This is a genomic window from Streptomyces aurantiacus, from assembly GCF_001418335.1.
Classification (GTDB): domain Bacteria; phylum Actinomycetota; class Actinomycetes; order Streptomycetales; family Streptomycetaceae; genus Streptomyces; species Streptomyces aurantiacus.
Genome location: NZ_LIPP01000059.1, coordinates 57,491 through 82,317 on the forward strand (window position 1 = coordinate 57,491; position 24,827 = coordinate 82,317).

A 24,827-nucleotide genomic window follows, 5' to 3' on the forward strand; every position below is an offset into this window, starting at 1 on the left:
GAGTTCAGGGCGCCGAGCGGTTCGTGGACGAATCCCGCCGTGTGAGCGGCGCGTTCGGCACCGTGGTTTCCGCGGGTGCGGACGACTTCGGCACGTCCGGTGGTGAGTCCCGCAGACCGCCGAGCGCCAGGACCGTCATCAGCGCCGCGGCCCCCGCCGCCACACCGAAACCCCCCTGCGCACCGCCCTCGTCGACCAACCGCCCCGCGACCGCCGCGGCGCCTGCTATTCCTGCCGCGCTGGCGGAGCTTCCCCAGGTGAACGCCTGGGTGAGGACGGCGCGCGGGACCGCCGACTCCGTGAGGACGGAGGAGAGGATCAGCAGGACCGGCACAGCGAGCCCGGTCAGGGCGAGGGTGGCGCCGACCGCGAGGGGCGCGTCGAGGAAGGTCAGCGGGAGGCTCGCGAGAGTGAGGCAGGCGGCGGCTGCGGCCTGGCGCCGCCGAGGTGAGCCGCCGAGGCGCCATGCTCCGTATACCCAACCACCCACCAGATTGGTGCAGTTGAAGGCGACATAGAGCAACGCTGCCGCGTCCGGCGTGCCGCGTCCGACGGCGTACGCGGCGACGGACACCTGTATGGCGCCGAAGAACACTCCGAGCGCGAGGCCCAGCGCGACCTGCCGCAGGAATGCGGAGCAGAGCAGGGCGCGTCCGGCATGCCGGCGTTCGGCATGGCCGATGAGGGGCGGCACGGTGCGGCGCTGGGCGGCGATGGCGAGCCCGCCGCCGACGACGAGTGCGGCTGCGAGCAGCACCCCGGCCACCGGGTGGCCCGTCGCACCGAGGACGCTCACCAGGGCCGGGCCGGCCATGTAGGACACGCCGTTGGCGAGGGCCTCCAGGGCGAAGGCGGAGGGCAGCGCGGCAGCGCGTTCGCCGGACAGCAGGGCGGACCATCGAGCGGCGGAAAGGGCACTGAGCTGGGGCAGCGTTGCCCCGACGAGCACGCCGGCGACGAGGTCCGGAACGGCGCCGGCGAACAGCAGCGCCACGGCCCCGGCATGTGCGCCCAGCACGCAGGGAAGCACCCGCTTCCGCCGGCCCCTGCCGTACGGGTGACGTTCGGACAGCACCCGGCATTGTTCGCAGATCAGCGGTTTGAAGAAGGTGGCTGGATCGCCAGTTGTCGCCCGATCCTTCCTGGATCGGTCATCAGCGCATGCCCGGCGGGTCAGTCCTCCAGAGCCGCCGCGATGCGGTCGAGATCGATGAGGAGCGCCTCTACGCGTTGGGGCGGGATCGCCTCGACCATGCGCTGCTCGACGGCGTACACGGCAGCCTGGACCGCGGCAAGACGTGTGTGGCCCTCTGCGGTGAGGTGGGCGGGCCGGGACCGGCCATGATCGGCGGTGGCGGGGCGGGTGATCAGTCCAGCCTCCTGAAGGCCTCGCAGAACGACGTTCCCGGACTGTCTGGTGACGAAGGTTGCGCGGGCGAGGTCCGCGTTCGACATGCCGGGTCGCAGGGCCAGCAGTTCAAGAGTGGAGTACTGCGGCACGGTCAGTCCGTGCTCACGCAGCGCCTTGTCCATGGCGCCACGCAGGGCCGCCTGGGCACGCTTGAGCTGGTATCCCACGTGGCGGGTGACGTCGTCGGCGGGGCGGGACGGGTCCGTCGGCACACTCTTGTTCATGTCAGTATTTTGACATGGCCAGCGTCGGCACATAACCTCTACGTCAAAGTCCTGACATAGGAAAGAGAACCTCATGCCTGTCACCATCGATGGTCCAGACTTCGTCGCCCTGCAGGTCCGAGACGTGGAAGCCGCAGCGGCGTTCTGTGAACAGCACCTGGGTCTGCGCCGAGCTCCGGTCTCGCCCCCGCACGGGGTCGTGTTCGACACCAAGCCGACCCCGTTCGCCGTCCGCGCGCTCCTTCCGGGCGTCGACCTCGCTGACACCGCACGGCCGGGCCTCGGTACGGTCCTGTGGTTCCGAACCTCGAACGCTCACCAGCTCCACGACCAGCTCGTCGCCGCCGGCATCAAGATCCTCACGCCCATGGCGGACAGCCCCTTCGGGCCGATGTTCTCTTTCGAGGGTCCTGAGGGGTACACACTCACCGCGCACGGAGGCTGATCGAAACTGCCACCCTCCCACCGTCGAACTCCTCCTCCCCCTCACCAGCAGAGGGTTGCGGATCGCGCTCGACTGGCCGCATGAAGCGCTCAGTCACCCAGTGCGACTGAGCATGTTGTTTCGGCAAGCCGAGGTCGGTACCAGCCAAGACCGGTTCGGCATCCGGCAGGCACTGGCTCCTGCCGAAGCAGTGCGCAGTTCCTCCGCCGGCTCTTCCCGGTGATCATGGGCAGTGGTGACGTTCAGTAGTGGATGCTGCAGTTCCGATGAGAAGAGCGAGTCGACGGAGTCTGTCCCTACGACGGAAGCCTCTGTGGTCAAGATTGCTCTTGAAAGTGGGTGTCGGTCGTGCCGGTAGGCATTTTCGCGGGGATTGCAGTGCGTGACTTCGCGAGCGCATTGGAGTGGTACAAGCGGCTGTTGGGTTCGGAGCCGACCTTCTACCCCAACGACGTCGAGGCGGTGTGGCAGCTGGCTGACGATCGGTATGTGTACATCATCGAGGACACAGGGCGTGCCGGCGGTGCGGTGAGCATGATTTGGATGGACGACCCCGCTTCCGAAGTTGCGCGGATCTCGGAGCGAGGGCTGAAGCCGGTAGACGTGGAGCGGCACGGCAGCGTGTGCAAATGGGTGTTTCACGACTCCGACGGCAATGAGACGGGCATCGGTGGCGAGGTCTTGCCGTCGGAGTAGTCCTCCTTGCTCCGACGGCGACACCCGGTCGTTACTACTCTTAGTGACCGGACGTGAACATGCTGACGTCGGTCGACGAGAGCTTCAAGGGTCGGCTCAACCTCGAACAGCGCTCCCGCCGCACACCGGCGGGCGGGGCGTTCGACGTCCGCCACACCCCCGCCCCCGGCAGGATCGAACGCTTTCTACAACTCGTCGGCGAACACCTCGGCGAGCTCGCGCCATACAGGTCGCGGCAGGCCGGCGCCGCCCTCGTCGGCAGTCAGGGCCTGGAGGGCGACGTGGTCAGCTCCGGCGTCGAAGTACTCGCGGATCCGCGCTCGTACGCGCTCGGCGTCGCCCAGTGCGAAGAGGCCGTCGAGCAGACGTGCGCTGCCGCCGCCTTCGAAATCGCTCTCTGTGAACCCCAGACGCAACAGGTTGTTCGTGTAATTGGGCAGTTGAAGATACATGCCCAGCATGTTCCGTGCGGTGGCGCGAGCCCGGTCGAGGTCGGTGTCGAGTACGACGGAGACCTCCGGGGCGAGGACCGCGTCCGGGCCGAGCGCCTCGCGCGCCTCCGCCGTGTGCTCCGCGGTGACGAGATAGGGGTGTGCTCCTCGCGCCCGGTCGGTCGCGAGCTTCAGCATCTTCGGGCCGAGCGCCGCCAGTACCCGGCGTGCGCCGCCCAAGGGTTCGGTGGCGGTGTCGAGGGCGTCGAGGTACGCCACCATCGCGCTGTACGGTTTCGCGTACTGGGGTGCCAGCACGCTGTGGCTGACGCCCAAACCCAGCACGAATCGCTCGCGCGCGCTCGTGTCGAGGGCCGCGATCCGCGCGGCCACCTCTTCGGCTGTGTGCTCCCAGATACTCAGGATGCCGGTGGCCACGGTGACCGTACGGGTGGCGGTGAGGACGGCCACGGCGTCGTCGGGTGCAGGATTGCCTCCGAGCCAGAGGGTGCCGTAGCCCAGCTCTTCGAGCTCGGCGACCGCCTCGGCGATCGCCCTCCTACCCGCGTCATCCGCCCGCGATCCGTGCAGAGCACCGCTCCAGATGCCGATACGTCCGAGTTGCTGGTGTGTCTCCGAAGTCATGCCTTGGTCAACCACTGTCTGGTGCCCTCTGTTCCTTCGGTCACCGCAATTCATCCGGATGGAGTCGGGCGGCACACTCCCCCTCAATCGCCGTCCCGTCAACCGGAAGACCGGGGGAACGAGTGCGGAGCCTCCTGGCCGCCTACGCAGTGGGTACCACATGTGGTACCGAACCGGGTACCTTGAGACCATGCCTGCACTCAATGTGGAATTCAGCGAGGAAGAAATGGCGCGGCTGCGTGATCGGGCGGCTCTGACGGGGCGGAGTCTGAAGCAGCACGTGCACGATGTGACGGTGGAGGAAGCCGACCGGCTGGCCTTCGTGGAGGGGGCCGTCGCGGAAGCTGCCCGGGTGCTGCCCGGCGTCGAAGCACGCTTTCCCGTGGGACAGCGGTGAGCCCTGTCATCCGTGTCGACGTCGGCTGGGTCCTGCAGATCCAGTCCGCGATCTCCCCGCTGAACGTGCCCATCGCCGACTGGGGCGTCCTGGGCTTCATGGCCGACCGGCACAAGTTCGAGCGGGAGCGCGGCGTCCTGTACTACGAGGAACCCGCCTCCCGCGCCGCGACCTTCCTGCACACCGCACTGCTGCTGCGTCCCTTCACCGACTACAACCTCGTTGTCGGATGGTCCTGCACCAGCCAGTACATGCATGTCTCCGGCCAGCCCCTCCAGGCCAAGGACGACGATCTGTACGAACTCGCGCAGGCGGTCCGCGCACAGGAAGCCGACCTGCGCACCATCGCGCAACGTCTGGAGGCTTGGCGCACCGGGTGAGCCCGTAGACGTGGTCACGGGCTGGGCCGTGCTCCACCGGGACCCCTCTCGCTTCCCTTGACCAGTTCCCTTGATCAGTTCGCTTGGGCTCAAGTGCTGCCGGTCATCGCCTGCCTGCGATCACTTGCGGAGTCGAGAACGGTACTCGCCCGGGGCCATGCCTCGGGCGCGTCTGAAGGCACGGCTGAAAGCATGCGGAGAGGCATAGCCGACCGCGCCGGAGATCGACTCGACCGGCTCATCGGTGTCGCGGAGCCGGACGGACGCCAGGTCGATGCGCCACTGCGTCACGTACGCGCCCGGCGTCTGCCCGAGGGCGGACCGGAAATGCCTGGACAGCGTCGCCCGGGAGACGCTCGTCGCGGCGGCCAGGGTCTCCGTGGTCCAGGGGTGTTCCGGTCGGACGTGGACACATGCCAGGGCGTCGCGCACGACCGGGTCGCGCATCGCGCCCAGCCATGAGCCGGACTGCTCCTCCGGGTGGCGGGCCAGCCAGGCGCGTACGAACTGTACGAGCAGCAGGTCGACGATGCTGTTGACGACGGCGGTGGCGCCGATCTGCGGCTGTGCGAGTTCCGCCTTGAGGAGTTCGACGGTCCTTCTCAGCTGTGCGTTCTCCCCGGCTGTGACGTGCATCGGCAGGGCGAGGGAGGTGAGCACCGGTGTGCTCACCTCCGGGTCCTGCTCATAGTGCAGGACGATCACTTCCGTCTGCACCGGCGTCGAGCCCACCCGCAGGGCTCGGCCGTCGCCGAAAGCCCGGGCCGCCGCCTCGCGGTCGCAGGAACCCATCGTCACGCTTGCGCCGCCTGCTATCCCGTGTGCGGTGCCCGGCGCCACCAGGACGGCGTCTCCGGCCTGCACCTGAAGAGGTTTCTCGCCTATGACGTGAAGCCACATCGTGCCGCGGGACACCACGTGCAGTGCCGCTCCTGGATAGGAGTCCAGCCACAGGCCCCAGGTTCCTCCGGCCTTCAGCATGACCCCGAGCGCCCCACGCGCACCCGAAACACGCAAGACCTCCGCCAGCACGTCCATGGGTCCATTCTCGTACACCGCCGCGGACCGCCCGTTGGCGGGCGGCGGCACATGTGTCCGCGTCCACGGCTTCAGGCCACGTCAAGAACGACCTTTCCGTGTACTTTCCGTGCGAACAGCGCCTGGACTGCGTCGTCCACGTCCTGCCAGTCGCCTCGCAGTCCGACCGGTGCCGAGAGCCTCCCGGCGGCCATGAGGCCCAGCAGGTCCGTCAGTTCCCCGCTGGTCGGCGTCATGTCGCCGTACGTGGCGATGCTGCGGGGCTCGCCGAAGCCGAACAAGGCCCCTGCCGGGAACGTGGTTTCCTGCCCCGAGGAGTAACCGACCAGGTGGATGGTGCCGCCCTCGGCGAGGACACTCCACGCCTGGGCCACCAGCGGTCCGCCGACCGTGTCCAGGACGAGGTCGAACCGGCCCTCGGTCTCGGCCAGGCCTGCCAGGTCGGTCAGGTCGGTCAGGACCTCGTGGGCGCCGAGTTCGCGGAGTCCGGCGGCCCGGTCCGGTGAACCGACGAGTGCCGTCACCCGGGCGCCCGCCAGCGCCGCCAGTTGGACGGCGAAGTGCCCCACTCCCCCGCTGGCGCCGGTGACCAGGACGCTGCGGGCCAGCAGGGAACGCTTGCGCAGCACCCGCAATGCGGTGACCCCCGCGATCCCCAGCGCGGCGGCGTCGGCCAGGTCCACGCCCTCGGGGACGGTGCCGAGCGAGGCGGGGCTGACTGCCACCCGCTCCGCCCACGCGTGGCGAGCCATTCCCACGGCGACGCGCGTACCTTCGGGCGGCCCCGAGCCGTCGGACGCGGCGCGCACCACGACGCCGGCCGCGTCGTGACCGTGCACAGCGCCGGCCGGCCACTGGTCCACGTAATTCAGCTCTCCGAAGTTGAGACCGATGTGCCGTATCTCCACCAATGCCTCGTCGGTGGACGGCACGGGCTCATCGACATCGGCGAAGCGGACGGGTCCGGCCTCGCCGTGAGCGACCACAAGGGCGCGCATAGGGTGTGCTTCCTTCTCTCGTGAATGCGCCGGAGCATTCGGCGCGGCAGCGGATCGAGTGTGCGAATGCCGCACTGCCGCCTTCCTGGAACCCTTTCGCAGGACCGGGACAGCGACCAGTCCCGTGAGAATCAATCAGTTGACGATCTGTGTCAGTGCGGCTCGGGGGCGCGTCGAGCCCCGCGGCGTCGCCGGCCGACGGCCCGTTGTCAATCGCCGGAATCGGTTGTACTCAGCTTGAGCCCGATCTGCTTGCGTGATGTGATGCCGAGCTTGCGGAACACCCTGCTCAGATGGAACTCGATGGTCGAGATGGTGACGAACAGCTGGGTGGCGATCTCCGTGTTGGTCGACCCCGACGCGGCCCGTATCGCCACACGAAGTTCCTGCGGGGTGAGGTCGAACTGGGTGTCGACCGTTCGTTTGCGTGCGGTCTCCCCGGTGGCCAGCAGCTCCACCCTCGCCCGCTCGGCGAACGGCGTGGCTCTCCAGGACTCGAAGGACTCGTACGCGGCCCGCAGCTGGACCCTGGCGTCGGCACGGCGCCTGCGACGGCGGAGCCACTCGCCGAACAGGAGGCGCGACCATGCCAGTTCCACGGCCACCGGGACCTTCCCGAGCTGCGCGATCGATTCGTGGTAGAGCTGCTCCGCTCCGTCATTGTCGGTCGTCAGGGCCCGGCAGCGTGCGAGCAGCCCCAGCGCCCATGGGGTTCCGGCCAGGGGAGCGCGCTCCTCCATGCGCTCCATGGCCATGGCGGCGGCCTTGCGGTCGCCGGCCCGCAGCCCGGCCTCGACCATTCCGGCGAGGTTCATGTCGCCGAGGGCCAACGGGTCGTGGTCGAACACCGCGAGCAGGGCGTCGAGCGCCTCCCGGTACCGCCCGCGGCCGAGCTCGAAGATGCTCAGGGCCTGGCCGGACCACCGGTACGTCGATCCGATCCCCAGCTGCTCGGCCATGGTGTTCATCGTCGCGATCGCGGCCCGCAGCTCGGCTTCCCGGCCGGTCCAGGCATACAGCAGGGCCTTGTGGAAGTCTCCTGACGCCCGGAATCCGGTCGCGGCCATGTAGTCGTCCGCCTCGGTGTAGCAGCTCTCGGCGGCGGCGAACCGGCCGTCCCAGATCTCCACGGTGGCGAGGGAGAGCAACGCCATGCTGAGCCCGTAGAGCGCTCCGCGACCGCGGTCGGCCGTCACCAGCTTCCCGAGGATCTCCCGCTTGGCTTCGATGTCCCACAACTCGTCGCCCGCGATGCTGACCATGACGCTGAACGCACCCTGCTCCTGGAGGTCGTCGGCGGTGCGCAACCGGGCCAGGGCCGCCGCCAGCGCCGGGGCTCCCGCGGCGTAGCCGTAGGCGATCGAGCGCGCCAGTGCCGCGATCAGCGGATCGGGGCTCCAGGCCGGCGACGCCGTTTCGCACCAGCCGTCCGCTGCGGCCTTGGCGACCTCGCGGGTGGTCGTCCCCGTGATCAGCCGGCCGCCGACGATCGCGGCGTACGTCGCCTCGCGCAGCAGGTCCCAGCGTGCCACGGGATCGGTGGAACCCAGGTCTGCCGCCGCGTCCAGCAGCATCGCGGGCACCTCGCGGGGGCGGGCGGAGAACATCTCGACGGACGCTCGCAGCCGTGTCGCGTGGACCCGGGCGGCCGGACCGGTCAGGTCGGGAGCGGTGAGTTCGAGGAGAGTTCGGACTTCCGGCAGATTGCCGGAGGCGAGGTGTGCCGCCGCCGCGTCGAGATACCGCTCGGCCCGCTTGCCCGGATGCGCGGTCAGCTCCGCCGCCCGGGTGAGGACCAGGGCCTGTTCGGAGTGTCCGCCACGCGCCTGGGCCAGTTCGGAGGCGGCTTCGAGCATTGCGGCCACGCTGTCGTCCGGACCGTCGGTCGCCTCGGCCAGATGCCAGGCGCTACGTTCGGGCGCACTCGTGGCGGCGAGTGCCGCCTGGATCCTGCGGCGCTCCTCGGCGGGCGCGGCCGAGTGGACCGCCGAGCGGATCAGCGGGTGGCGGAATTCGACGGTGGTCCCGCGGTTCAGTATCCCCGCGGCGACTGCGGGCGTGGCGGACCGGATGGACAGCCCCAGGGCGCCGGCGGCGCGCCACAGCGTCGCCCGGTCGTCCGTCGGCGTCGTGGCCATGAGCAGCAGCAGGGTCCGGGTGTCGGCGGGCAGCAGCGCCGCCGTCTGCCGGAAGTGTTCTTCCAGTTGCCGGTTCAGCGGCAGCGGCTCGGGCAGGGGTGTGATCCCGGCCAGCTGTTCCGAGCCGAGGTTCACCGCGAGTTCCAGGAGCGCGAGCGGGTTGCCTCCGGTGCCGGCGACGAGTTGCTCGGCGACCGCCTGGTCCAGGTGTCCGGTCACGCCGTCGGCCAGCAGGGCCCGGGCTTCCCCGTCCGCGAGCCCTTCCAGTCCGAGTCTGGGCAGGGCGTCGAAGACGTCGTGGTCGCCGGTCCCGTCGCGCCCGGCGAACAGCAGGCCGAGGCAGTCCGCGTACAGGCGTCGGCCCACGAACGCCAGGGTCTCCGCCGACTCGCGGTCCAGCCACTGCACGTCGTCGACCAAGCAGAGCATCGGCGCCGCCGTGGCCGCGTCCGAGAGCAGCGTCAGCGCGGCCAGTCCGACCAGATGGCGGTCGGACGGCGCAGCATCGGTCAGCCCGAACGCGGCGTTCAGGGCATCACGCTGGCGCTGCGGCAGGGCCGGCAGCCGGCCGAGGTAGGGCCGCAGGAGTCGGTGCAGGGCGCCGTAGCCCAGTCGTGTCTCGGCCTCCACGCCGACCAGCCTGACGACCGTCAGGTCCTGGGCGGACTGGGCGGCGTACTCCAGAAGCCGGGATTTGCCGACTCCCGCGTCGCCGGTGAGCACCAGGACTCCGCTGAAGCCGTCATGGACCGATTCGAGCAGCCTGCCGATCGTCTCGCGCTCCGCGTGCCGGCCGACCATCGGCGGCCCCGCCGCTCGGTGAACCCCGGACCACACCATGAGATCCCCCTTCGCGATGCTCCGCCCGGTTCAGACGCTAGGCGCGCCGCAACGGACCGAGCGAGCGTCACATGACGGTGGTCAGCGCAGATCGCCGACCACCGTCCGCAGCTCGGTACGGGAGACGACGCCGAGTTTGGGGAAGATCCGGTGCAGGTGGGAGCTGACAGTGCGGTGCGAAAGATAAAGCTGCCGGCCGATCTCTCGGTTGGTCAGCCCCTCGGCGGCCAGTTGCACTATCTGCAGCTCGTGCGGCGTCAGCTGGTCGCGGGCGTCCGGATCGCGGCGGCGACTGGTCTCGCCTGCCGCGCGCAGTTCGCGGCGGGCCTTGTCGCCCCATGGGATCGCGCCGAGCGCGTCGAGCATGTCCCGTGCGACCCGAAGGTGGTCCCGCGATTCCACGGACCGCCGCCGGCGCCGGAGCCACTCCCCGAAGGCCAGGTGGGTTCGCGCCCGGATCAGAGGCCAGGCGGCCAGGTCGGCCCCCAACGCCGCGTCGAACAACGCCTCGGCCGCGTCGTCGTCGCTCAGGAGCGCGCGAGCCAGGCGCAGCTCGGCGTGCAGTACCGGCGCCGGGGTCACGGCAGCGATGTCTTCGAGCTCCGCCACGATCGGCACGACGCTCTCCGCACGCCCGCAGTGCACCGCCGCGTCGACGAGATCGCCGACCGCGGTGAGGCGTAGCGCGATCTGGAACGCGGGGTCCGCGGGATCGTGTACCCGCCGGAAGTGGTCCAGCGCCTCCTCGAACCGTCCTGCGGCCAGGGCGGCCGTCCCGCGGGCGATCAGCGCGATCGCCAGCACGGGACGTGCCCCCGCGGGCAGGCCGATCTCCTCGGCCTCCTCGGCGAGCCGCAGAGCGTCGTCGACATCGCCGCGCAGCGCCGCGAGCTTCGCGCCGATGGCGGTCATCAGGGCGTACATCATCGTCTGGGTCGTCTCGCGTGCCAGCCGGCGTGCCTCCTCCGTGGCCGAGATGGCCGCGCCGAGGTCGCCGACGACGATGTCGGACCAGGCCTGCGCACCGGCCGTGCGCGCCAGCAGGCCCAGGCGGCCTTGAGCCCGCAGACCGATGCTGCCGGACGCGGCGAAGGCGCGCGCGGCGTCGAAGCCGCCGGCCAGCAGCGTGGCGGTGCTCAGCATCCGGTAGGCGCGGCCGTCGTCGCCGTCGTTCGGCGTCATGTCCCGGATCCCGTTCAGGACGAACGCGCCGCGCTCGACCGGCGCCGCGTAGGCACAGATGGCAAGCCGCCAGGGATCGAGGTCGTCCAGCGCCATTCCCTCGACCGCGTCCAGGACCCGGTGTCGCGCCTCCGGTCCTGGCTCGGACCAGAAGCACAACTGCGCGGCACTCCACAGGATGCGCAGCGCCAGGGCCCGGTCGTCCGCCGCGACGCTCTCGGCGAGCGCCGTCAGCGAGACCACGGAACCGGGATGGCCGCCCAGCCCCTCGTCGAAACTGCCGCGCAGCCAGACCGCGGTGGCATGCTGCCGCGCTGACAGTGTCGTGCTCTGCGCGTGGTCGAGCAGGCGGTTCACGGACTCCGGCCGCCCGAGCTCGACGGCGTAGTCGGCGGCCCGCAGCAGACGTTCGGTGCGGCGGGCGGCATCGCCGCTGAGCGCCGCCGCGTGTTCGAGAGACGTGACGGCCTCCGCGACAGCCCCGCGGCGCGCGGCACGGAGCGCGACGTCCTCCAGTGCCTGGGCGACGGTCTCGTCGGCGGCCGAGGTCGCCGCGGCCCGATGCCGCGCGTGACGGTCGGGGTGGTCGTCGAGCACCGAGGCGAGGGCGCCATGCGCGGCCTGCCGCTCGGCCGTGGGCATCGTCTGCTGGATCGCCGAGCGCATCAGCGGATGCCCGAAGCGCAGTTCGATCCCGTCGACCGAGACCAGCCCGGCACGCAGCGCCGGTTCGAGCTCGGCGATCCCCACGGCATCACCGGCCAGGAACCGCGCCGCGGCGAAGATCTCGGTGAGCGTCGAACCATTGTCGAGGGCCGCGACCCGCAGGATGGTCCGCGTGCCCGCCGGCAGCGTCGCGAGCCGGTCGGTGAACGCGCGCTCCAGCCGTTCGGTGAGCGGCAGGCGCGTTTCGTCCGGGTCGGCCGCCTTGCCGAGGGTGCGGGACAACTCGGTCAGGGCGAGGGGGTTCCCGGCCGCCGCCGCGAGCAGCCTGCGGCGCGCGGCCGGCCGCAGGCCGGGGGCCCGGTCGGCCAGCAGTGCCGCGGCGTCGTCGTCGGACAGCGGTTCGAGCGGAACGGTGGTGACTTCGTCGGGGGTCAGCCGCGACCGGTAGCCGTCCCGCGCGGCGCCGACCATGACGACCGGCTCCGAGCCGACCCGGCGCGCCATGAAGGCCAGGACGCTGACCGTGGCGTCATCGAGCCACTGGATGTCGTCGGTGAGGATCAGGACCGGCGCGGTCGCGGCGACGTCGGCTATGAGGTCGAGCACGGCGAGGCCCACCATGAAGACGTCGGGCACCTCGGCCTCGGCATGGCCGAGCGCGGCCGCCAGTACGAGCCGGTGCGGCGCGCTGCCTTCCGTCTGCGCGGGTCCGAGCGGTCGCAAAAGCTGGTGGAGGCCGCCAAAGGGGAGGTCGCTCTCGGCCTCGACCCCCACCGCGCGTAACACTCGGAATCCCAGGGACTCGGCCAGTGCCCCGGTCGCGGCGAGCAACGAGGTCTTGCCGATGCCCGGTGCGCCGCGGACCAGAACCGCCGCCCCGCGACTGCCCGCCTCGGACAAGATGCCACGCAGCAACCCGAGTTGGGCTTCCCGGCCGACGAGATCCACGTTCGTCCCTTCGACCGGCCGCTCGGATCCGAGCGGGCCCGGTCATCCGCCGCGACGCTCTCGGCGAGCGCCGTCAGCGAGACCACGGAACCGGGATGGCCGCCCAGCCCCTCGTCGAAACTGCCGCGCAGCCAGACCGCGGTGGCATGCTGCCCCGGTGACAGTGTCATGCTCTGCGCGTGGTCGGGCAAGCAGTACACGGACTCCGGCCGCCCGAACTCGACGGCGTAGTCGGCGGCCCGCAGCAGACGTTCGGCACGGAGCGCGGCGTTCTCCGGGGCAGGGGCAGGTGGGGTGGGCATGTCGGGCCGGGCGTCGCTTGTCGATGCCTGCGTCGTGACACCTGGGGAAGTGGACATGAGCATTGTGTTCTCGGTGCTGTCGACGTCCGGCGGTGAGTGTCTGAAGCACTGGCAGGAAGAAATCTTCCGCACCTTCGTCCCGCTGCGGATCACCCTCCCCAAGGACGAGCCCTTCAGCGGCACGATCAGCACCGACCTGATCGGTCCGCTCCAGGCGACCTCTGTCGACTGCGATCGTGGCCGGGTCGACCGCACGCCGCGGCTGATCGCCCGGGGCAGCGCTGCATCACGACGACGGGTTGGGCAGGGTGGTCCTGCCCTTCCTGCGGGGCTTGGCCGACCACGCCCCGGCGATCACCTCCACGGTAGGCGAGCGGCTGGCGAGCGGCTGGCGAGCGGCTGGCGAGCGGCTGGCGGCCAATGCCGTGGTCCTCGTAGTACAGCTCGATGTCGGTGGAGTTCTCCTGGCCGACGGTGATGTATACGGCGTGTCCGCTTCCCTTCGCGCGTTGGTGGGTCAGCTCGGTGCCGGCGCCGGGGTGAGTGAGGCGGACGGCGTGCGGGGCGTCGCCCCCGGCCGTGCGGGTCATTGCCGGTCGGTGGCGTGCCCGCCGCGGGGAGCTGTGCGGACCGGGTCGGACAGGGCCGGCGTGCTCATCGTTCTCGCGGATCGGCTGGACCACGTAGGTGGAGCGGCCCCGCCGGAGCAACGCGGATGACGCCAGGTCAGGAGGTGGCGCGGGCGGCGGCCTCGATGACGTGCGCGGTGGCGCCGGGATGTGACACGGGGACCGCGTGCGAGGCGCCGCGGACCACCTCGGTGTGCGAACCCGCACGACGCGCCATGGCCCGCTCGGCAGTCGGCGGGATGGCCTGGTCTGCGCCTGCGACCAGGAACCAGGAGGGAATGGTCTTCCATGCCGGCGTGCTGCTGGGTTCCGCGAACGCGGCCAGCGCCACCGGCCGTTGCCCGGCCGCCATCAGCCGGGCCTTGCCTGCCGGCACGTCGGCCGCGAAGACCTGGCGGAAATCGGCGGGGTTGACGTAGGCGTCCTGTCCGCCCGGGAACTCCCGGACCGTCAGCGCCGGCGGGAGCCGGCTGCCCGGGTACTGTCCGAGGATCGCCAGGCCGGACTCGCCCTGGTCGGGGGCGAACGCGGCGATGTAGACCAGGGCCTTGACGTCGGCGTGGCCCGCCGCGGCGTCGGTGATGACGGCGCCGCCGTAGGAATGGCCGGCCAGGACGACCGGTCCGGGAACGGTGTCCAGAACACTGGACACGTAGGCCGAGTCGCCGGCCAGGCCGCGGAGCGGGTTCGCGACGCCGATCACCGGGTAACCCTGACGCTCAAGCCGCGCTGTCACCCCGTCCCAGCTCGACGAGTCCGCGAACGCACCGTGGACCAGGACCACGGTCGGCTTCGGTGTGCTCGGCGTGGCGGACGCCGTCGCGGCGTGCGGGGCCGCCACCGAGCCGGCGGACGTGGCGGCGGACAGGGCCGGGACCGCGAGCAGTGTCCCGACCACCATCGCCGAGAGCATCAGCCTTCTGTGACGTTGCCCGCCCTCGCGGAATCGGGCGGGTTCGATGTCTGTCATGACTGTTCTCCTCGTCTCTTCTTCTCTTCGCGCCCCCTGGGACGAGCACACCGGACAGCAGTACGGAATCCGCGCGGCCCGTACGCGACCTGTACGGCCACCAGGTCGTGGAGCCGGTCGCCGACGAAGAACGGTCGGGAAGAACCGGCTCAGTTCCGCTCCTGCCGTCATCCCCGGCCGCCCAGGAAGTGCAGCAGCAGGTCGGTCGTCTCCTCCGGATGCTCCTCGTAGATCCAGTGCCCGGAGTCGGGGATGACGGCCGGGGTGACATGGGCGGCGTAATGGCGCACCTGTTTCGCGACCGAGGAACCGAGGCTGCCGGAGGCGCCGATCGCCAGCACCGGCATGGTCAGGGGCTTCTTCCGGAACCGCGCGTTGTCGGCGATGTCCTGCGGGAATGTCCGGAACCAGGCGAAGCTCGCTTCCAGGTGTGCGTAGTCGCGCAGGTAGGAGGAGAAGACCTGGAGGTCCTCCGGGGTCAGGGCGTCCTTGTGCACCGCGATGCCCCGCATGAAGCCGGTCGTCCAGGTCAGTTCGCGGCCCCGGATCAGGCTCTCCGGGAGACCGGTCTGCAAGGAGAAGAAGCCGAAGTTCCACACTCCGGGGCCCTGGGCCGTCAGTGACGGGAACGCGTAGATGCCCTGGTCGGGGATCGGGGCCTCGCTGAGCACGAGCTTCTTGACGCTGTGCGGGTACTGCGCGGCGTAGGAGTAGGCGACCATCGTGCCGATGTCGTGGCCGACGACGTTCACGTCCTGGTCCTTGCCGAGCGACACCAGGAGCGCGTGCAGCTTGGCGGCCATGGTCTTCTTGTCGTAGCCGGACACCGGGGTGTCGCTGCGGCCCGCGCCGGGCAGATCCGGCGCGATGACGGTGTAGTGCTCGGCGAGCGCGGGCATGATGCCGTGCCACTCGTACCAGGTCTGAGGGTAGCCGTGGATGAGGACCAGCGTCGGGCCGTGGCCGCCGATCACGTAGTTGATGCCGATTCCGGCGACGTGGGTCTTGTGTTCGCTGAAGCCGGTGGGTATCTGCTCCGCGGGTGCCGCCACGGCCTTGTCGGGTGCTGCGGCCGTGAGGGTGGTCAAGCCGAGGGCGACGGCCAGGGCGAAGACCGCGGCCGTCAGGCGGCGGGATCTGGGCCGACGGGACCTGGAAAGGCGGGTTCTGGACAGGCGGAGTCTCACTGATCTCTCCAAGGGATGCGAGGGGAAGCGAGGGAAAGCGAGGCGCGGCGGGCTCGGCGCCCGCCGCGTCGTGAGGGCCCGTCAGAGGGACTCGACGAGGCCGCCGTCGATGACGAAGTCGGCGCCGGTGATGTTCGCCGCCCGGGGACCGGCGAGGTACAGCACGAGTTCGGCGATCTCGGACGGCCGGGTGAAGCGGCCGGTCACCGACTGGTCCGCCGCGCTGCGGGCCACCTCCCGGGGATCGACGCCCCGGAACCGGCCGACCGTGGCGGCGACACCGCCGGCGCCCTGCCACAGCGCGGTCTCCACCGGGCCGGGACCGATGGTGTTCACCCGCACGCCGCGTGGCCCCACCTCCTTGGACAGGGCCTTGCAGAAGTTGGTCAGCGCCGCCTTCGCCGCGCCGTAGTCGATGACCAGCGGGTCCGGCAGCCGGGCGTTGACCGAGGAGACGGTGACGATACGTCCCGCGCCGGTGGCGAGCAGGTGCGGCAGGGCGGCCCGGGTGGCGCGGACGGCGGCCATGAAGTTGACCGTGAACGTCCAGTCCCAGTCCTCGTCCGTCACGCCGAGGAAGCCGTCCACCCGAGGCCGCACCGCGCCCACGTTGTTCACCAGGACATCGACACCGCCGTGGACCGCGACGGCCTCGGCGACCAGCGCCGCCGGACCGTCGGGCGTCGCGAGGTCGACCTCCACGACGGTGAGTTCAGCGCCCTGCTTCACGTGCTCGTCGAGGGCTTCGGTACGTTCCCTCGATCCCGCGACGACTCGGGAGCCGGCTGCCAGGAACGCCTCGACGATGGCCAGCCCGATGCCGCGCCCGGCGCCGGTGACCACCACGATCCGTTCGGCCAGGCCCGCGTCGGCACCGGCCCCTCCGGCTGCCTGGGGCGGACGGGGGCTCATCGCCCGGTCTCCGCGTCCGGATCCTGTTGCCGCAGCCAGCTGAGAACGGTGTCCGCGACCTCCCGCCAGCCGCCGTCGATCGTCAGGGAGTGCCCGCGGTCGGGAAAGTTGGTGACGTCGGTGACGGCTTCGGAATGCCGGTACTGCTTGAGAGTGGCCCGGGTGACGGCCTCGGGCACCGTGTGATCCTTGCCGCCGGAGATGAGCAGCAGCGGACCGCGTCCGCTGTTCTCCGTGTCGACCTTTGCCGGCGAGTGAGGATTGAAGTTGGCGGAGGCGGCCTCGTACAGCGGCTTGCCCGGCGCGGGGATGGTCCAGCGCTCGTACAGGGCTGCCGATTCCTCCTCCGAGATGGCGTTGCCGAAGGCGAACCGGAACTGCTCCGCGGTCAGGGAGACCGACCGGTGCTTGTTGGCCGGGTTCTTGAAGACCGGGAACGTCGCCCTCAGCGCGGACAGCGGCAGGGGCAGAACGCCCTTGATCTGCGCGGCGTCGATCGCGACTGCCGCGGCGGCGCGGTCCTGGCCGAGCAGCTTCTGCGCGATCATCCCACCGAACGAGTGACCGATCACGATGGGTCGCACGGGCAGGGCCGCGATCAGGGCCGCGTAGTGCTCGACGACGTCGTCGATGCCGTGGCCGGCGATGCTTTCCGGGTTCTGGCGCGCCTCCTCGACGGTGTCGGGGTCGCCGGGCCACCCGGGCGCGGACGGGTCGTAGCCCTCGTCGCGGAACAGATCGATCCAGGGCCGCCAGGAGGTGCTGTGCAGCCAGAGTCCGTGGACGAAGACCACGGGAAGCGGAACGGTCATGGCTGGGCCTCTCTTGTGTGGGTGTCCTGACCCGGCATGTGCACACGAAACCGGAAACCCCGGCGCTCTCGCACCGGGGTGGCACCCCAGTCGGGCCGCGTAGCCACGGGCGGGCGCAGCCCGGCGCGGCGTCCGGTCTTTCCGTCGGTGCTCCATCTCGTCGTCGTCGACCTCCATGTCGAGTCGGCCCGAGAGGGCGTCGAGGACGATGATGCCGCCGTCGCGCACCAGGCCGAGCGGGCCCTCTGCCGCCGACTCTGAGGCTGACGTGGAGTACGCGGATCCCGTATGCCGTTCCGCTCATGCGCGCGTCGGAGATCCGCACCATGTCGGTGGCGTGCGCGCCGAGAGTTCGTGGAACCGGTCCAGCGAGAGGTCGACGCCTGCCCGGCCAGCGAGGATGTACTCCCACAAGCCGGTGCCCACCCCCAGCTGCCGGCTCTCGAAGACCGCTGGTGCGGCTGTCCCGCCGGTGAGCGCGGATCCCGCCCACCACCGCTGGGTGCCGGCCCGCCGCAGCCTGCCTCGTGCCGAAAGAGCCCCTCCCGTGCCTCGGCCCGAGGGACTCACACTCCCCGAGCTACCCGACCGTCGTATTCACACGCTCCCGGGCGGTGGTGGGGATGGCGTTGTCGATGAGGACGGCGGCGATGGCTGCGGCCGTGGGGAAGGACTCGGTGTTGAGGACCCGGGTGCGGGCCGCGGCGCCGTCGAGAAGCAGCGCGAGTTGTTCGCCGAGTTGTTCGGGGTCGGCGGCGCCGGCTTCCCGGGCTGTGTCGGCCAGGCGCGCGGCGATGGTCGACTTGTAGTCGCGTGCGTATTGGGACGCGGGGTGTTCGGGGTCGTGCAGTTCGACGGACGCCGCGATGTAGGGGCACAGGGGGGTGAGGCCCTCTTTTCCCCTGGGCGGCTCGAAGACGGCAAGCAGTCGTTCACGGGGAGTCAGGTCGGTGCGGTCGAACACTCCGGCCGTGACACCGGGATCGAACCGGCGCAGGTATTCGGCGACGAGTTCGTCCTTGTTGGTGAAGTGCTGGTATGCCGTGCGCTTCGACACCTGGGCCACCGCGCACAGTTGGTCCATGCCGGTGCGGTTGATGCCCTGATCGCGGAACAGCTGCTGCGACGCGCTGATGATGCGCTCGCGTGCGCCCCTGCCGCGACGTAGGCCTTGGGGACCCTTCTCCAACTCCGTCATGCGCCCAGTCTACCCCAGTCGGGTACCGAGCGGTGTACCTAGCTTGCGTCCCGGCCGACTGCCCGCTACGTTAGGCACACAGCTCGGTGTACTTAATGTTCGAGCCGTTCCGAATACCCTCAGTTCAATGGAGTGATCATGGGAAAGCTCGATGGCAAGGTAGCGGTGATCACCGGCGGATCGACCGGCATGGCGCTGGCCGGCGCCCGACTGTTCGTTGACGAAGGAGCTCACGTCTTCATCCAGGCCCGGCGGCAGGAAGCACTGGACGAAGCCGTCAAGCTGATCGGCCGGAACGTGACCGCCGTGCAGGGCGACGCGGCCGACCTGGACGACCTGGACCGCCTGTACGACACGGTCAAGAAGGAAAAGGGCTCGATCGACGTGCTGTGGGCCAGCGCCGGTATGGGCGAACAGGGCAAGCTCGGCGAGATCACCGAGGAGCAGTTCCACCGCGCCTTCTCGCTCAACGCGCGCGGCACCCTGTTCACCGTGCAAAAGGCATTGCCGCTGCTCAACGACGGCGCCTCAATCTTCATGACCGGATCGAACGCCTCCCTCAGGGGCTTCCCCGGGTGGAGCGTCTACGCGGGCAGCAAGGCCGTACAGCAGGCCTGGGCCCGCGTATGGCTCAACGAACTCAAGGACAGGCGGATCCGGGTCAACGTGCTCACCCCCGGCCAGGTCTCCACCGCCAAGCAGGAAGAAGTGTTCGACGAGGCCACCAAGAAGGCCTTCGAATCCCTGATCCCCCGCGGAAAGATGGGCCGCCCCGAAGAGATCGCAAGCGTCGCGCTCTTCCTCGCCTCCGACGAGTCCAGCTACGTCAACGGCCTCGAACTCGTCACCGACGGCGGCACGACCGTCATCTGACCAGCACACACCAGCACACCCTCAAGAACACGGTCGTACTGCGCTCTTGAGGGTGTGACAGCAGCAACGCCGCCGCCACAGGCGGGAACAGCGGCACTTGTCATGCAGGCGCATCCGCTTGGAAGGCGCAGCTCAGCCGACGCGCCGAGCCACCGCGAAAGCTTGAGAACGAGAAAGAGGGCACACCGTATGAGCAGCATCAGCATCATCGGCACCGGGAACATGGCCCGCACCATCGGCGCGCGGGCGATAGCGGGCGGCAACACCGTCGAGGTCATGGGTCGCGATCAGTCCAAGGCCGCTGACCTGGCCAAGGCCCTCGGTGGCGGCGCGACGACGGGAGAGTGGGGCGCGGTCCCGGCCTGGGACATCGTCATCGTGGCCCTGTTGTTCGACGGTGTCGTTCCGGCCGTGGCCCGGTACGGAGACGCCCTCGCGGGCAAGCTCATCGTCGACATCAGCAACCCCTTCAATTCCACGTTCGACGGGCTGGCCCACCACGAGGAGACCTCGATCGCGCAGGAGGTCGCCAAGGTCGCCCCGGCCGGCGCCACCGTGGTGAAGGCGTTCAACACCGTCTTCCGTGACGTCCTGGAGAACGGCCGGCCCGACGTCTTCATCGCCGGCGACAGTGCCCAGGCCAAGGCCGACGTCGGGGTGTTCGTCAAGAGCCTCGGGCTGCGCCCGCTGGATGTCGGCGACCTGAAGATGGCGCATTGGCTGGAAGGAGCGGGCCTGCTCACGGTGGGCCTCGCCAGCCACGGGGTGGGGCACTGGGACTTCGCCCTCGGCACCACCGAATTCCTCGACTGAGCCGCACCCGCCCCGATCCGAGTCGTCGACGGAACGGGGCGGCGCGCGCCTGGTATCTGGAGAGTGAAGACGGCCTGGTGCGGTGGGCCGCCGCCACCGCGCTCGTCCGTATCGCCGGCAGCTGCGACGGACCACTCGACGCCGGGCTGCTGGACCGCGCCGTCGCCGAACTCACCGCCGCGGCAGCCAACCCGGCCCCCACACCCGCCACTGACTACAACACGGGCGACTTCCACGGCCACATCGAGGCCACTCTGCACACCCTCGGCACGGGCGTTCCGCAGGCCGCGCTCGCCGCCTGCCTGCCCCGCATCGAGCGGGACCGGGACGGGCGCCGCACCGAAGCGGCCCTGGTCGAGCTCTTTCCCGCACCGCTTCAGAGCCCTCGGCCTTGCTACGCCGACCTGCCCGCCACGCAACAGCAGTTGGTGCACGCTCTGGCCAACTTGGAGCACCCCTGGGTCGGCCGAGCCGTTGCGGGACAACTCCGCGACCGCAGCCTGCCGGACTCCCAGAACGCCCTGCGTGCCTACGCCGGACTTCCCCCCCGTCGCCGAAGGCCGGCAGTGATGTTCGACGGGATCGACGAGGTGGACATCGAGGCGGTGACCGCTGCCTTCGGCACGGGCGAAGTGGTGGCCTGAGGCCGGGCGGCCGGAGCAGCGTGCCCGGACGACGGTTGCTTCTCGGGCCGGGTGCACGACTCCTGTCAGCACAGGTCGAAGGGTCTCCCGCGCGGTGGGCAGAGCAGCGACCGGGGTCGGTGTACGAGGCCGTGCCTGATGCCGATGTGACAGCTTCGTCGAAGGCCCGGCTCTTGTCAGTGGCCACCTGTTTACTTGGCACATGATCGACAAGACGAGCCACAGCGATATCCACCGAACCACTGCTCTCACACCCGGTCCCGAAATGGTGGAGCCGTCGCGGTTCAGGATCCGCAACGTGAAGATCGATGACCAGGGTGCCGTGGTGACAGTCAAGGGCGGCGGTTCGCACCAGCTCAGTTTCGATGTGCTGCACGATTGTCCGGGATGCGGCAACGCCGTCAACCAGGTGATCGTTGGGCTGGCGGGCCAGGACCGAGCCCAGGCGTCGGTATGGAACGGCAAGCAGCGCAGCGGGGGTGGCTTGAAAGCAGTCAATGCCGGCACGCGCGTCGAGGCGCTGGCGGAAGACAACCCAGGTCCGGCGCAGTGGGTAAATGTGTCGTGCGACCTCGTTGTCCCCGACGAAATCGGCGTCTACTCGATTCGAGCACGCTACGCCCAGGCGTACCAGGGACGCCTGATGACCACCGAAGGACGTGCGATCCCACAGCCGGAGTACCAGGACGTGTTGGGTTGGTGGAAGGTCGACCGCCCGGAGGGACCCGGCCCGGAATCGGCCATAGGCACCATCATCGTCGAGGCAAAGAGTGACAGGCGGTGACGCGGTCCAGGAACCCCACCCCGTCCGGTCGACGCCTCGGACCGCCGGCCCGACCGGCTGATGCGTCGGGCAGAGTCGAGCCGGACGCCTCACGTCGTAGGCCAGGGCGACGTCGTTCAGTGGATCTGCCGGCGGGTTGATCACGTGCGCCGGCCAGTACCACGTGGGCGGCGAGCGCAGGAACGAAGGCGAGGGAATGACGGCCGCCCTTCGCCCGGCGCGGATCGGCAACCCCGGCTGGACAGCCCAGCAGAACCGGGTGTTCTCAGTCTTGGGAGGCCGGACAGCAGCGAGCCGACCCAGGCACGATGAACGGGCAGGCACAGACTTGCATTTCGGTGATCAAGTAGTCGGCACCTCGTGATCACCTGGGAGTCGTGCCTGCCTCGGTTCTGTCCCCGTCGACGAACTCCTGGCCTCCGCCCGCAACCGCCGCTCCCCATCGCGCTTCGTGGCGCCTACCGACAGAGGGTGGGAGCCGGAGGCCGCGCCCGTTTGCGGCTGGTTCAAGCACCGTACGTGCCCGGGTAGTTGACGGTCTTTCGCCACAGTCAGGACAGAGTATGGACGACTTCGATGAAAGTCCCTACTGTGTCCGTCGCGACGCACGAGACCTCACGCGCCGCGTTCGCCACTCTCCGTATCCGGTGCGACGGCGCGTACCGGCAGCGGTGGATCTCCCTACTCGTCCATCTGCGTTCCCCGCGCTATGGGGAGCGAACAGGAGGCTACGTGTATCCACGGCTGTTGTCCGAGCGGCTCGGCAGACGCCTGGCCACGACGTTCATCACTTCGCTTCTGGCGCTCGGGCTGTCCTCCCCCACGGGCACGGCTGCCCCGGCCGACCGGTCCGCCGACGCGCTTCCCCCGCAGGAACCAGGCGTCACCTTGCGCGTCTTCGACATGCAGGTACCGCTTGAGAAGCTGTGCGATCTCAAACCCGGCCAGACACCGAACGTCGACAAGCTGATGCCGGTGATCAACTGGTCCTCCGATGCGGACTTCGGTTTCAGCGCCAACTTCGTCTCACAGACCACCGCCAATCTCAACGTCTCCACCGCCGGGACCTATTCCTTCCGGCTCACCAGCGACGACGGCTCCCGGCTGTACATCGACGACAAGCTCGTCATCAGCCACGACGGGCTGCATGGAGCCGACCCCAAGGACGGCAACGTTGTCCTGACGGCCGGATACCACTCGGTCCGCATCGACCACTTCGAGAAGGACGGCGGACAGCAGGTCACCCTCGCGTGGAAGCCCCCTTCCGCTTCCGACTTCGCCGTGGTGCCCAACTCGGTGCTCAGCACGGACGCCGGTGTCGTCCGGGTCACGGCTCCCGGACGCAAGGAATGCGAACTGGCCGGCGATTCACCAGGCGATGGACTGCCGCTGACCGGCGTACACCCGAACTACACCCTGACCGACCTGCGGCCCACCGGGTTCCAACCGCAGGTCTCCGCCATGGACTGGCTTCCCGACGGCAGGCTCGCCGTGGCCACCTGGGGCGGTTCGGAGAACACGACCGGCGAGGTCTACCTTCTGAGCAACGTCACCGGAAGCACCGGACCGGACAAGGTGACGTTCAAAAAGGTGGCTTCGGGCCTCAAAGAGCCCATGGGCATCAAGTACGTGGACGGCAAGCTGTACGTGTCGCAGAAGCACGAACTGACCGAGCTCAACGACACCAACGGCGACGAGGTCACTGACACCTATCGCAGGGTCGCCACCTGGCCCTATGGCGGCAACTTCCACGAATTCGCCTTCGGTCTGCTGTACAAGGACGGGTTCTTCTACCTGAACCTGTCTGTATCCATCAACTACGGCGGAGCGACAACGAATCCGCAACCCGCACCGAACCGCGGCACCACGATAAAGGTCAACAAGGCAACGGGGGCGGTCAGCTACGTCGCCGGTGGTCTGCGCACTCCCAACGGAATCGGGTGGGGTCCGGAAGGCGACATCTTCGTCACCGACAACCAGGGCGGCTGGCTGCCCTCGTCGAAGTTGGTCCACGTCAAGCAGGACCGCTTCTTCAACCACTACACCAACCCCACCGGCCCCTTCGACTCCCAGAATGTGTCCAAGCCGGTCCTGTGGCTCCCGCAGAACGAGATCGCCAACTCCCCCAGCACACCGTTGCAGCTGAATGACGGGCCGTTCGCCGGCCAGATGCTGTTCGGCGACGTGACCTACGGTGGCATCCAACGCGGATACCTCGAAAAGATCAACGGCGAGTACCAGGGCGCCGTGTTCCGCCTCACCCAGGGCCTGGAGGTCGGTGTCAACCGGCTCAGTGTCGGCCCCGACGGCGCCCTCTACGCCGGTGGCCTCGGAGCAGACGGCAACTGGGGCCAGGAAGGCAAGCTCAAGTACGGCCTCCAGAAGCTGACACCGAACGGCACCAGCGCCTTCGACATCCGCGAGATGCGTGCCGTCGCCGGCGGCTTCGCCCTCGAATACACCCAGCCGATATCGAACGAGACCGCCGCAGGCCTGGCCGCGCGCTACAAGGTCAAGCAGTGGCGCTACGTACCCACGGCCGACTACGGCGGTCCCAAGATCGACGAGGAGACGCTCACCGTCCAGTCGGCCACCGTCTCCAGCGACCGCAAGACGGTCACTCTGGCCATCCCCGGCCTCAAGCCCAACCGCGTGGTCCACGTACGCTCGGCCCGCCCCTTCAACTCAAGCGAAGGCAAGCAGCTCTGGAGTACCGAGGCCTGGTACACCATGAACCAGATCCCCGGCACTCCGTCCCGCACCGGAGAGGTGAAAGGCGTCAACGGCAAGTGCCTGGACGTGGACAACGCCAACACGGCCGACGGGACGAAGGTCCAGGTGTGGACCTGCAACAGCACCGCCGCCCAGGAGTGGTCCCTGCTCGGCGCCGGCGGCACCGTACGTGCACTCGGCAAGTGCCTGGACATCGACAACTCGGGCTCGGCTGACGGTACAAAGGTCCAGCTCTACACCTGCAACGGCACCGCAGCCCAGATCTGGCAGCCTCAGACCGACGGCACCCTACGCAACCCACAGTCCGGCAAATGCCTCGACGTATCCGGTGGCGTATGGAATGACGGAACCCCCGTCCACCTGTGGACCTGCCACACCCAACAGAATCAGAAGTGGGTCCTTCCGTAGGGACCTCACCAAAAGATGACCGTTCCACGGCGCCGAGGGCCACAGGACTGGATGTCTGGCCCTCGGCGTACCGGGACAGGTCAGGCCGGCGGGCCTGGCTCATCTGTTGTCGCGGCCTCGGTT

At 69.5% G+C, this 24,827-nt stretch carries 21 protein-coding genes and 1 pseudogene; 9 read left to right on the forward strand and 13 right to left on the reverse strand.

The features are described 5' to 3' along the window. Positions 1-4: 4 nt before the first annotated feature. Positions 5-1,018, reverse strand: a complete 1,014-nt coding sequence (locus AOK01_RS43460) for an MFS transporter (RefSeq protein ID WP_055510357.1) — start codon at positions 1,016-1,018, stop codon at positions 5-7. 155 nt (positions 1,019-1,173) lie between these two features. Next, the gene (locus AOK01_RS09225; protein WP_055510359.1) at positions 1,174-1,635 is read right to left on the reverse strand and encodes a MarR family winged helix-turn-helix transcriptional regulator; all 462 of its coding nucleotides are present in this window, start codon (positions 1,633-1,635) and stop codon (positions 1,174-1,176) included. A 73-nt stretch (positions 1,636-1,708) separates the two neighbouring features. Between AOK01_RS09225 and AOK01_RS09230 the strand changes: the two genes are divergently transcribed. Next, positions 1,709-2,080: a VOC family protein gene (locus tag AOK01_RS09230; protein ID WP_055510360.1), complete on the forward strand. Its 372-nt coding sequence runs from the start codon at positions 1,709-1,711 to the stop codon at positions 2,078-2,080. Between the two features lie 348 nt (positions 2,081-2,428). Continuing rightward, positions 2,429-2,776 (forward strand): VOC family protein, encoded by a 348-nt coding sequence (locus AOK01_RS09235; RefSeq protein ID WP_055510407.1) that lies wholly within the window; start codon positions 2,429-2,431, stop codon positions 2,774-2,776. A gap of 185 nt (positions 2,777-2,961) precedes the next feature. On the opposite strand, the gene AOK01_RS09240 is transcribed toward AOK01_RS09235, so the two are convergent. Beyond that, positions 2,962-3,852 (reverse strand): TIGR03620 family F420-dependent LLM class oxidoreductase, encoded by an 891-nt coding sequence (locus tag AOK01_RS09240; RefSeq protein ID WP_055510362.1) that lies wholly within the window; start codon positions 3,850-3,852, stop codon positions 2,962-2,964. Positions 3,853-4,042: 190 nt separating this feature from the next. Here AOK01_RS09240 and AOK01_RS40870 point away from each other — a divergent pair, with 190 nt between their 5' ends. Beyond that, positions 4,043-4,249 carry a hypothetical protein gene (locus tag AOK01_RS40870; protein WP_079103286.1) on the forward strand — a complete coding sequence of 69 codons (207 nt, stop codon included), beginning with the start codon at positions 4,043-4,045 and terminating at the stop codon, positions 4,247-4,249. Beyond that, on the forward strand, positions 4,246-4,629 hold the full coding sequence (locus AOK01_RS09245) for a hypothetical protein (protein ID WP_055510365.1): 384 nt from the start codon (positions 4,246-4,248) through the stop codon (positions 4,627-4,629). Before AOK01_RS40870 ends, AOK01_RS09245 begins: the two co-directional genes overlap by 4 nt. A 120-nt stretch (positions 4,630-4,749) precedes the next feature. On the opposite strand, the gene AOK01_RS09250 is transcribed toward AOK01_RS09245, so the two are convergent. The 10 genes and pseudogenes from AOK01_RS09250 to AOK01_RS09300 all read right to left on the reverse strand — a co-directional run bounded on the left by AOK01_RS09250 (position 4,750) and on the right by AOK01_RS09300 (position 18,449). Next, positions 4,750-5,667, reverse strand: coding sequence for an AraC family transcriptional regulator (locus AOK01_RS09250; RefSeq protein WP_055510369.1), 918 nt, complete (start codon positions 5,665-5,667; stop codon positions 4,750-4,752). Between the two features lie 71 nt (positions 5,668-5,738). Continuing rightward, positions 5,739-6,665 (reverse strand): zinc-binding dehydrogenase, encoded by a 927-nt coding sequence (locus tag AOK01_RS09255; protein WP_055510371.1) that lies wholly within the window; start codon positions 6,663-6,665, stop codon positions 5,739-5,741. A gap of 209 nt (positions 6,666-6,874) precedes the next feature. Continuing rightward, a complete protein-coding gene (locus AOK01_RS09260; RefSeq protein WP_055510374.1) occupies positions 6,875-9,643 on the reverse strand; it encodes a helix-turn-helix transcriptional regulator in 2,769 nt (922 codons plus the stop codon). Between the two features lie 81 nt (positions 9,644-9,724). Then, positions 9,725-12,439 (reverse strand): ATP-binding protein, encoded by a 2,715-nt coding sequence (locus tag AOK01_RS09265; protein WP_055510376.1) that lies wholly within the window; start codon positions 12,437-12,439, stop codon positions 9,725-9,727. 1,028 nt (positions 12,440-13,467) lie between these two features. Beyond that, a complete protein-coding gene (locus AOK01_RS09275; protein ID WP_425424728.1) occupies positions 13,468-14,283 on the reverse strand; it encodes an alpha/beta fold hydrolase in 816 nt (271 codons plus the stop codon). 224 nt (positions 14,284-14,507) lie between these two features. Continuing rightward, positions 14,508-15,527: an alpha/beta fold hydrolase gene (locus AOK01_RS09280; protein ID WP_245702185.1), complete on the reverse strand. Its 1,020-nt coding sequence runs from the start codon at positions 15,525-15,527 to the stop codon at positions 14,508-14,510. A gap of 81 nt (positions 15,528-15,608) precedes the next feature. Then, complete coding sequence (locus tag AOK01_RS09285) at positions 15,609-16,439, reverse strand: SDR family NAD(P)-dependent oxidoreductase (RefSeq protein ID WP_079103283.1); 831 nt, start codon at positions 16,437-16,439, stop codon at positions 15,609-15,611. Further along, entirely contained in the window at positions 16,436-17,251 is an 816-nt protein-coding gene (locus AOK01_RS09290; RefSeq protein ID WP_055510380.1) for an alpha/beta hydrolase, read from the reverse strand. The genes AOK01_RS09285 and AOK01_RS09290 overlap by 4 nt, the downstream gene beginning before the upstream one ends. Positions 17,252-17,407: 156 nt before the next feature. Next, positions 17,408-17,479: pseudogene (locus tag AOK01_RS46290) on the reverse strand (hypothetical protein); the annotation flags it as partial. Between the two features lie 352 nt (positions 17,480-17,831). Then, entirely contained in the window at positions 17,832-18,449 is a 618-nt protein-coding gene (locus AOK01_RS09300) for a TetR/AcrR family transcriptional regulator (RefSeq protein WP_055510384.1), read from the reverse strand. A gap of 138 nt (positions 18,450-18,587) precedes the next feature. On the opposite strand from AOK01_RS09300, the gene AOK01_RS09305 reads away from it, so the two are divergent. The 5 genes from AOK01_RS09305 (at position 18,588) to AOK01_RS09325 (ending at position 24,704) form a co-directional block, all read left to right on the forward strand. Further along, positions 18,588-19,322 carry an SDR family NAD(P)-dependent oxidoreductase gene (locus AOK01_RS09305; RefSeq protein WP_055510386.1) on the forward strand — a complete coding sequence of 245 codons (735 nt, stop codon included), beginning with the start codon at positions 18,588-18,590 and terminating at the stop codon, positions 19,320-19,322. A gap of 189 nt (positions 19,323-19,511) precedes the next feature. Then, the gene (locus AOK01_RS09310; RefSeq protein ID WP_055510388.1) at positions 19,512-20,135 is read left to right on the forward strand and encodes an NADPH-dependent F420 reductase; all 624 of its coding nucleotides are present in this window, start codon (positions 19,512-19,514) and stop codon (positions 20,133-20,135) included. Positions 20,136-20,212: 77 nt separating this feature from the next. Then, the gene (locus AOK01_RS09315; protein WP_055510390.1) at positions 20,213-20,779 is read left to right on the forward strand and encodes a hypothetical protein; all 567 of its coding nucleotides are present in this window, start codon (positions 20,213-20,215) and stop codon (positions 20,777-20,779) included. Positions 20,780-20,981: 202 nt separating this feature from the next. Beyond that, positions 20,982-21,563 carry a hypothetical protein gene (locus AOK01_RS09320; protein ID WP_055510393.1) on the forward strand — a complete coding sequence of 194 codons (582 nt, stop codon included), beginning with the start codon at positions 20,982-20,984 and terminating at the stop codon, positions 21,561-21,563. Between the two features lie 771 nt (positions 21,564-22,334). Further along, on the forward strand, positions 22,335-24,704 hold the full coding sequence (locus AOK01_RS09325) for a ricin-type beta-trefoil lectin domain protein (RefSeq protein WP_425424729.1): 2,370 nt from the start codon (positions 22,335-22,337) through the stop codon (positions 24,702-24,704). Positions 24,705-24,827 lie beyond the last annotated feature (123 nt).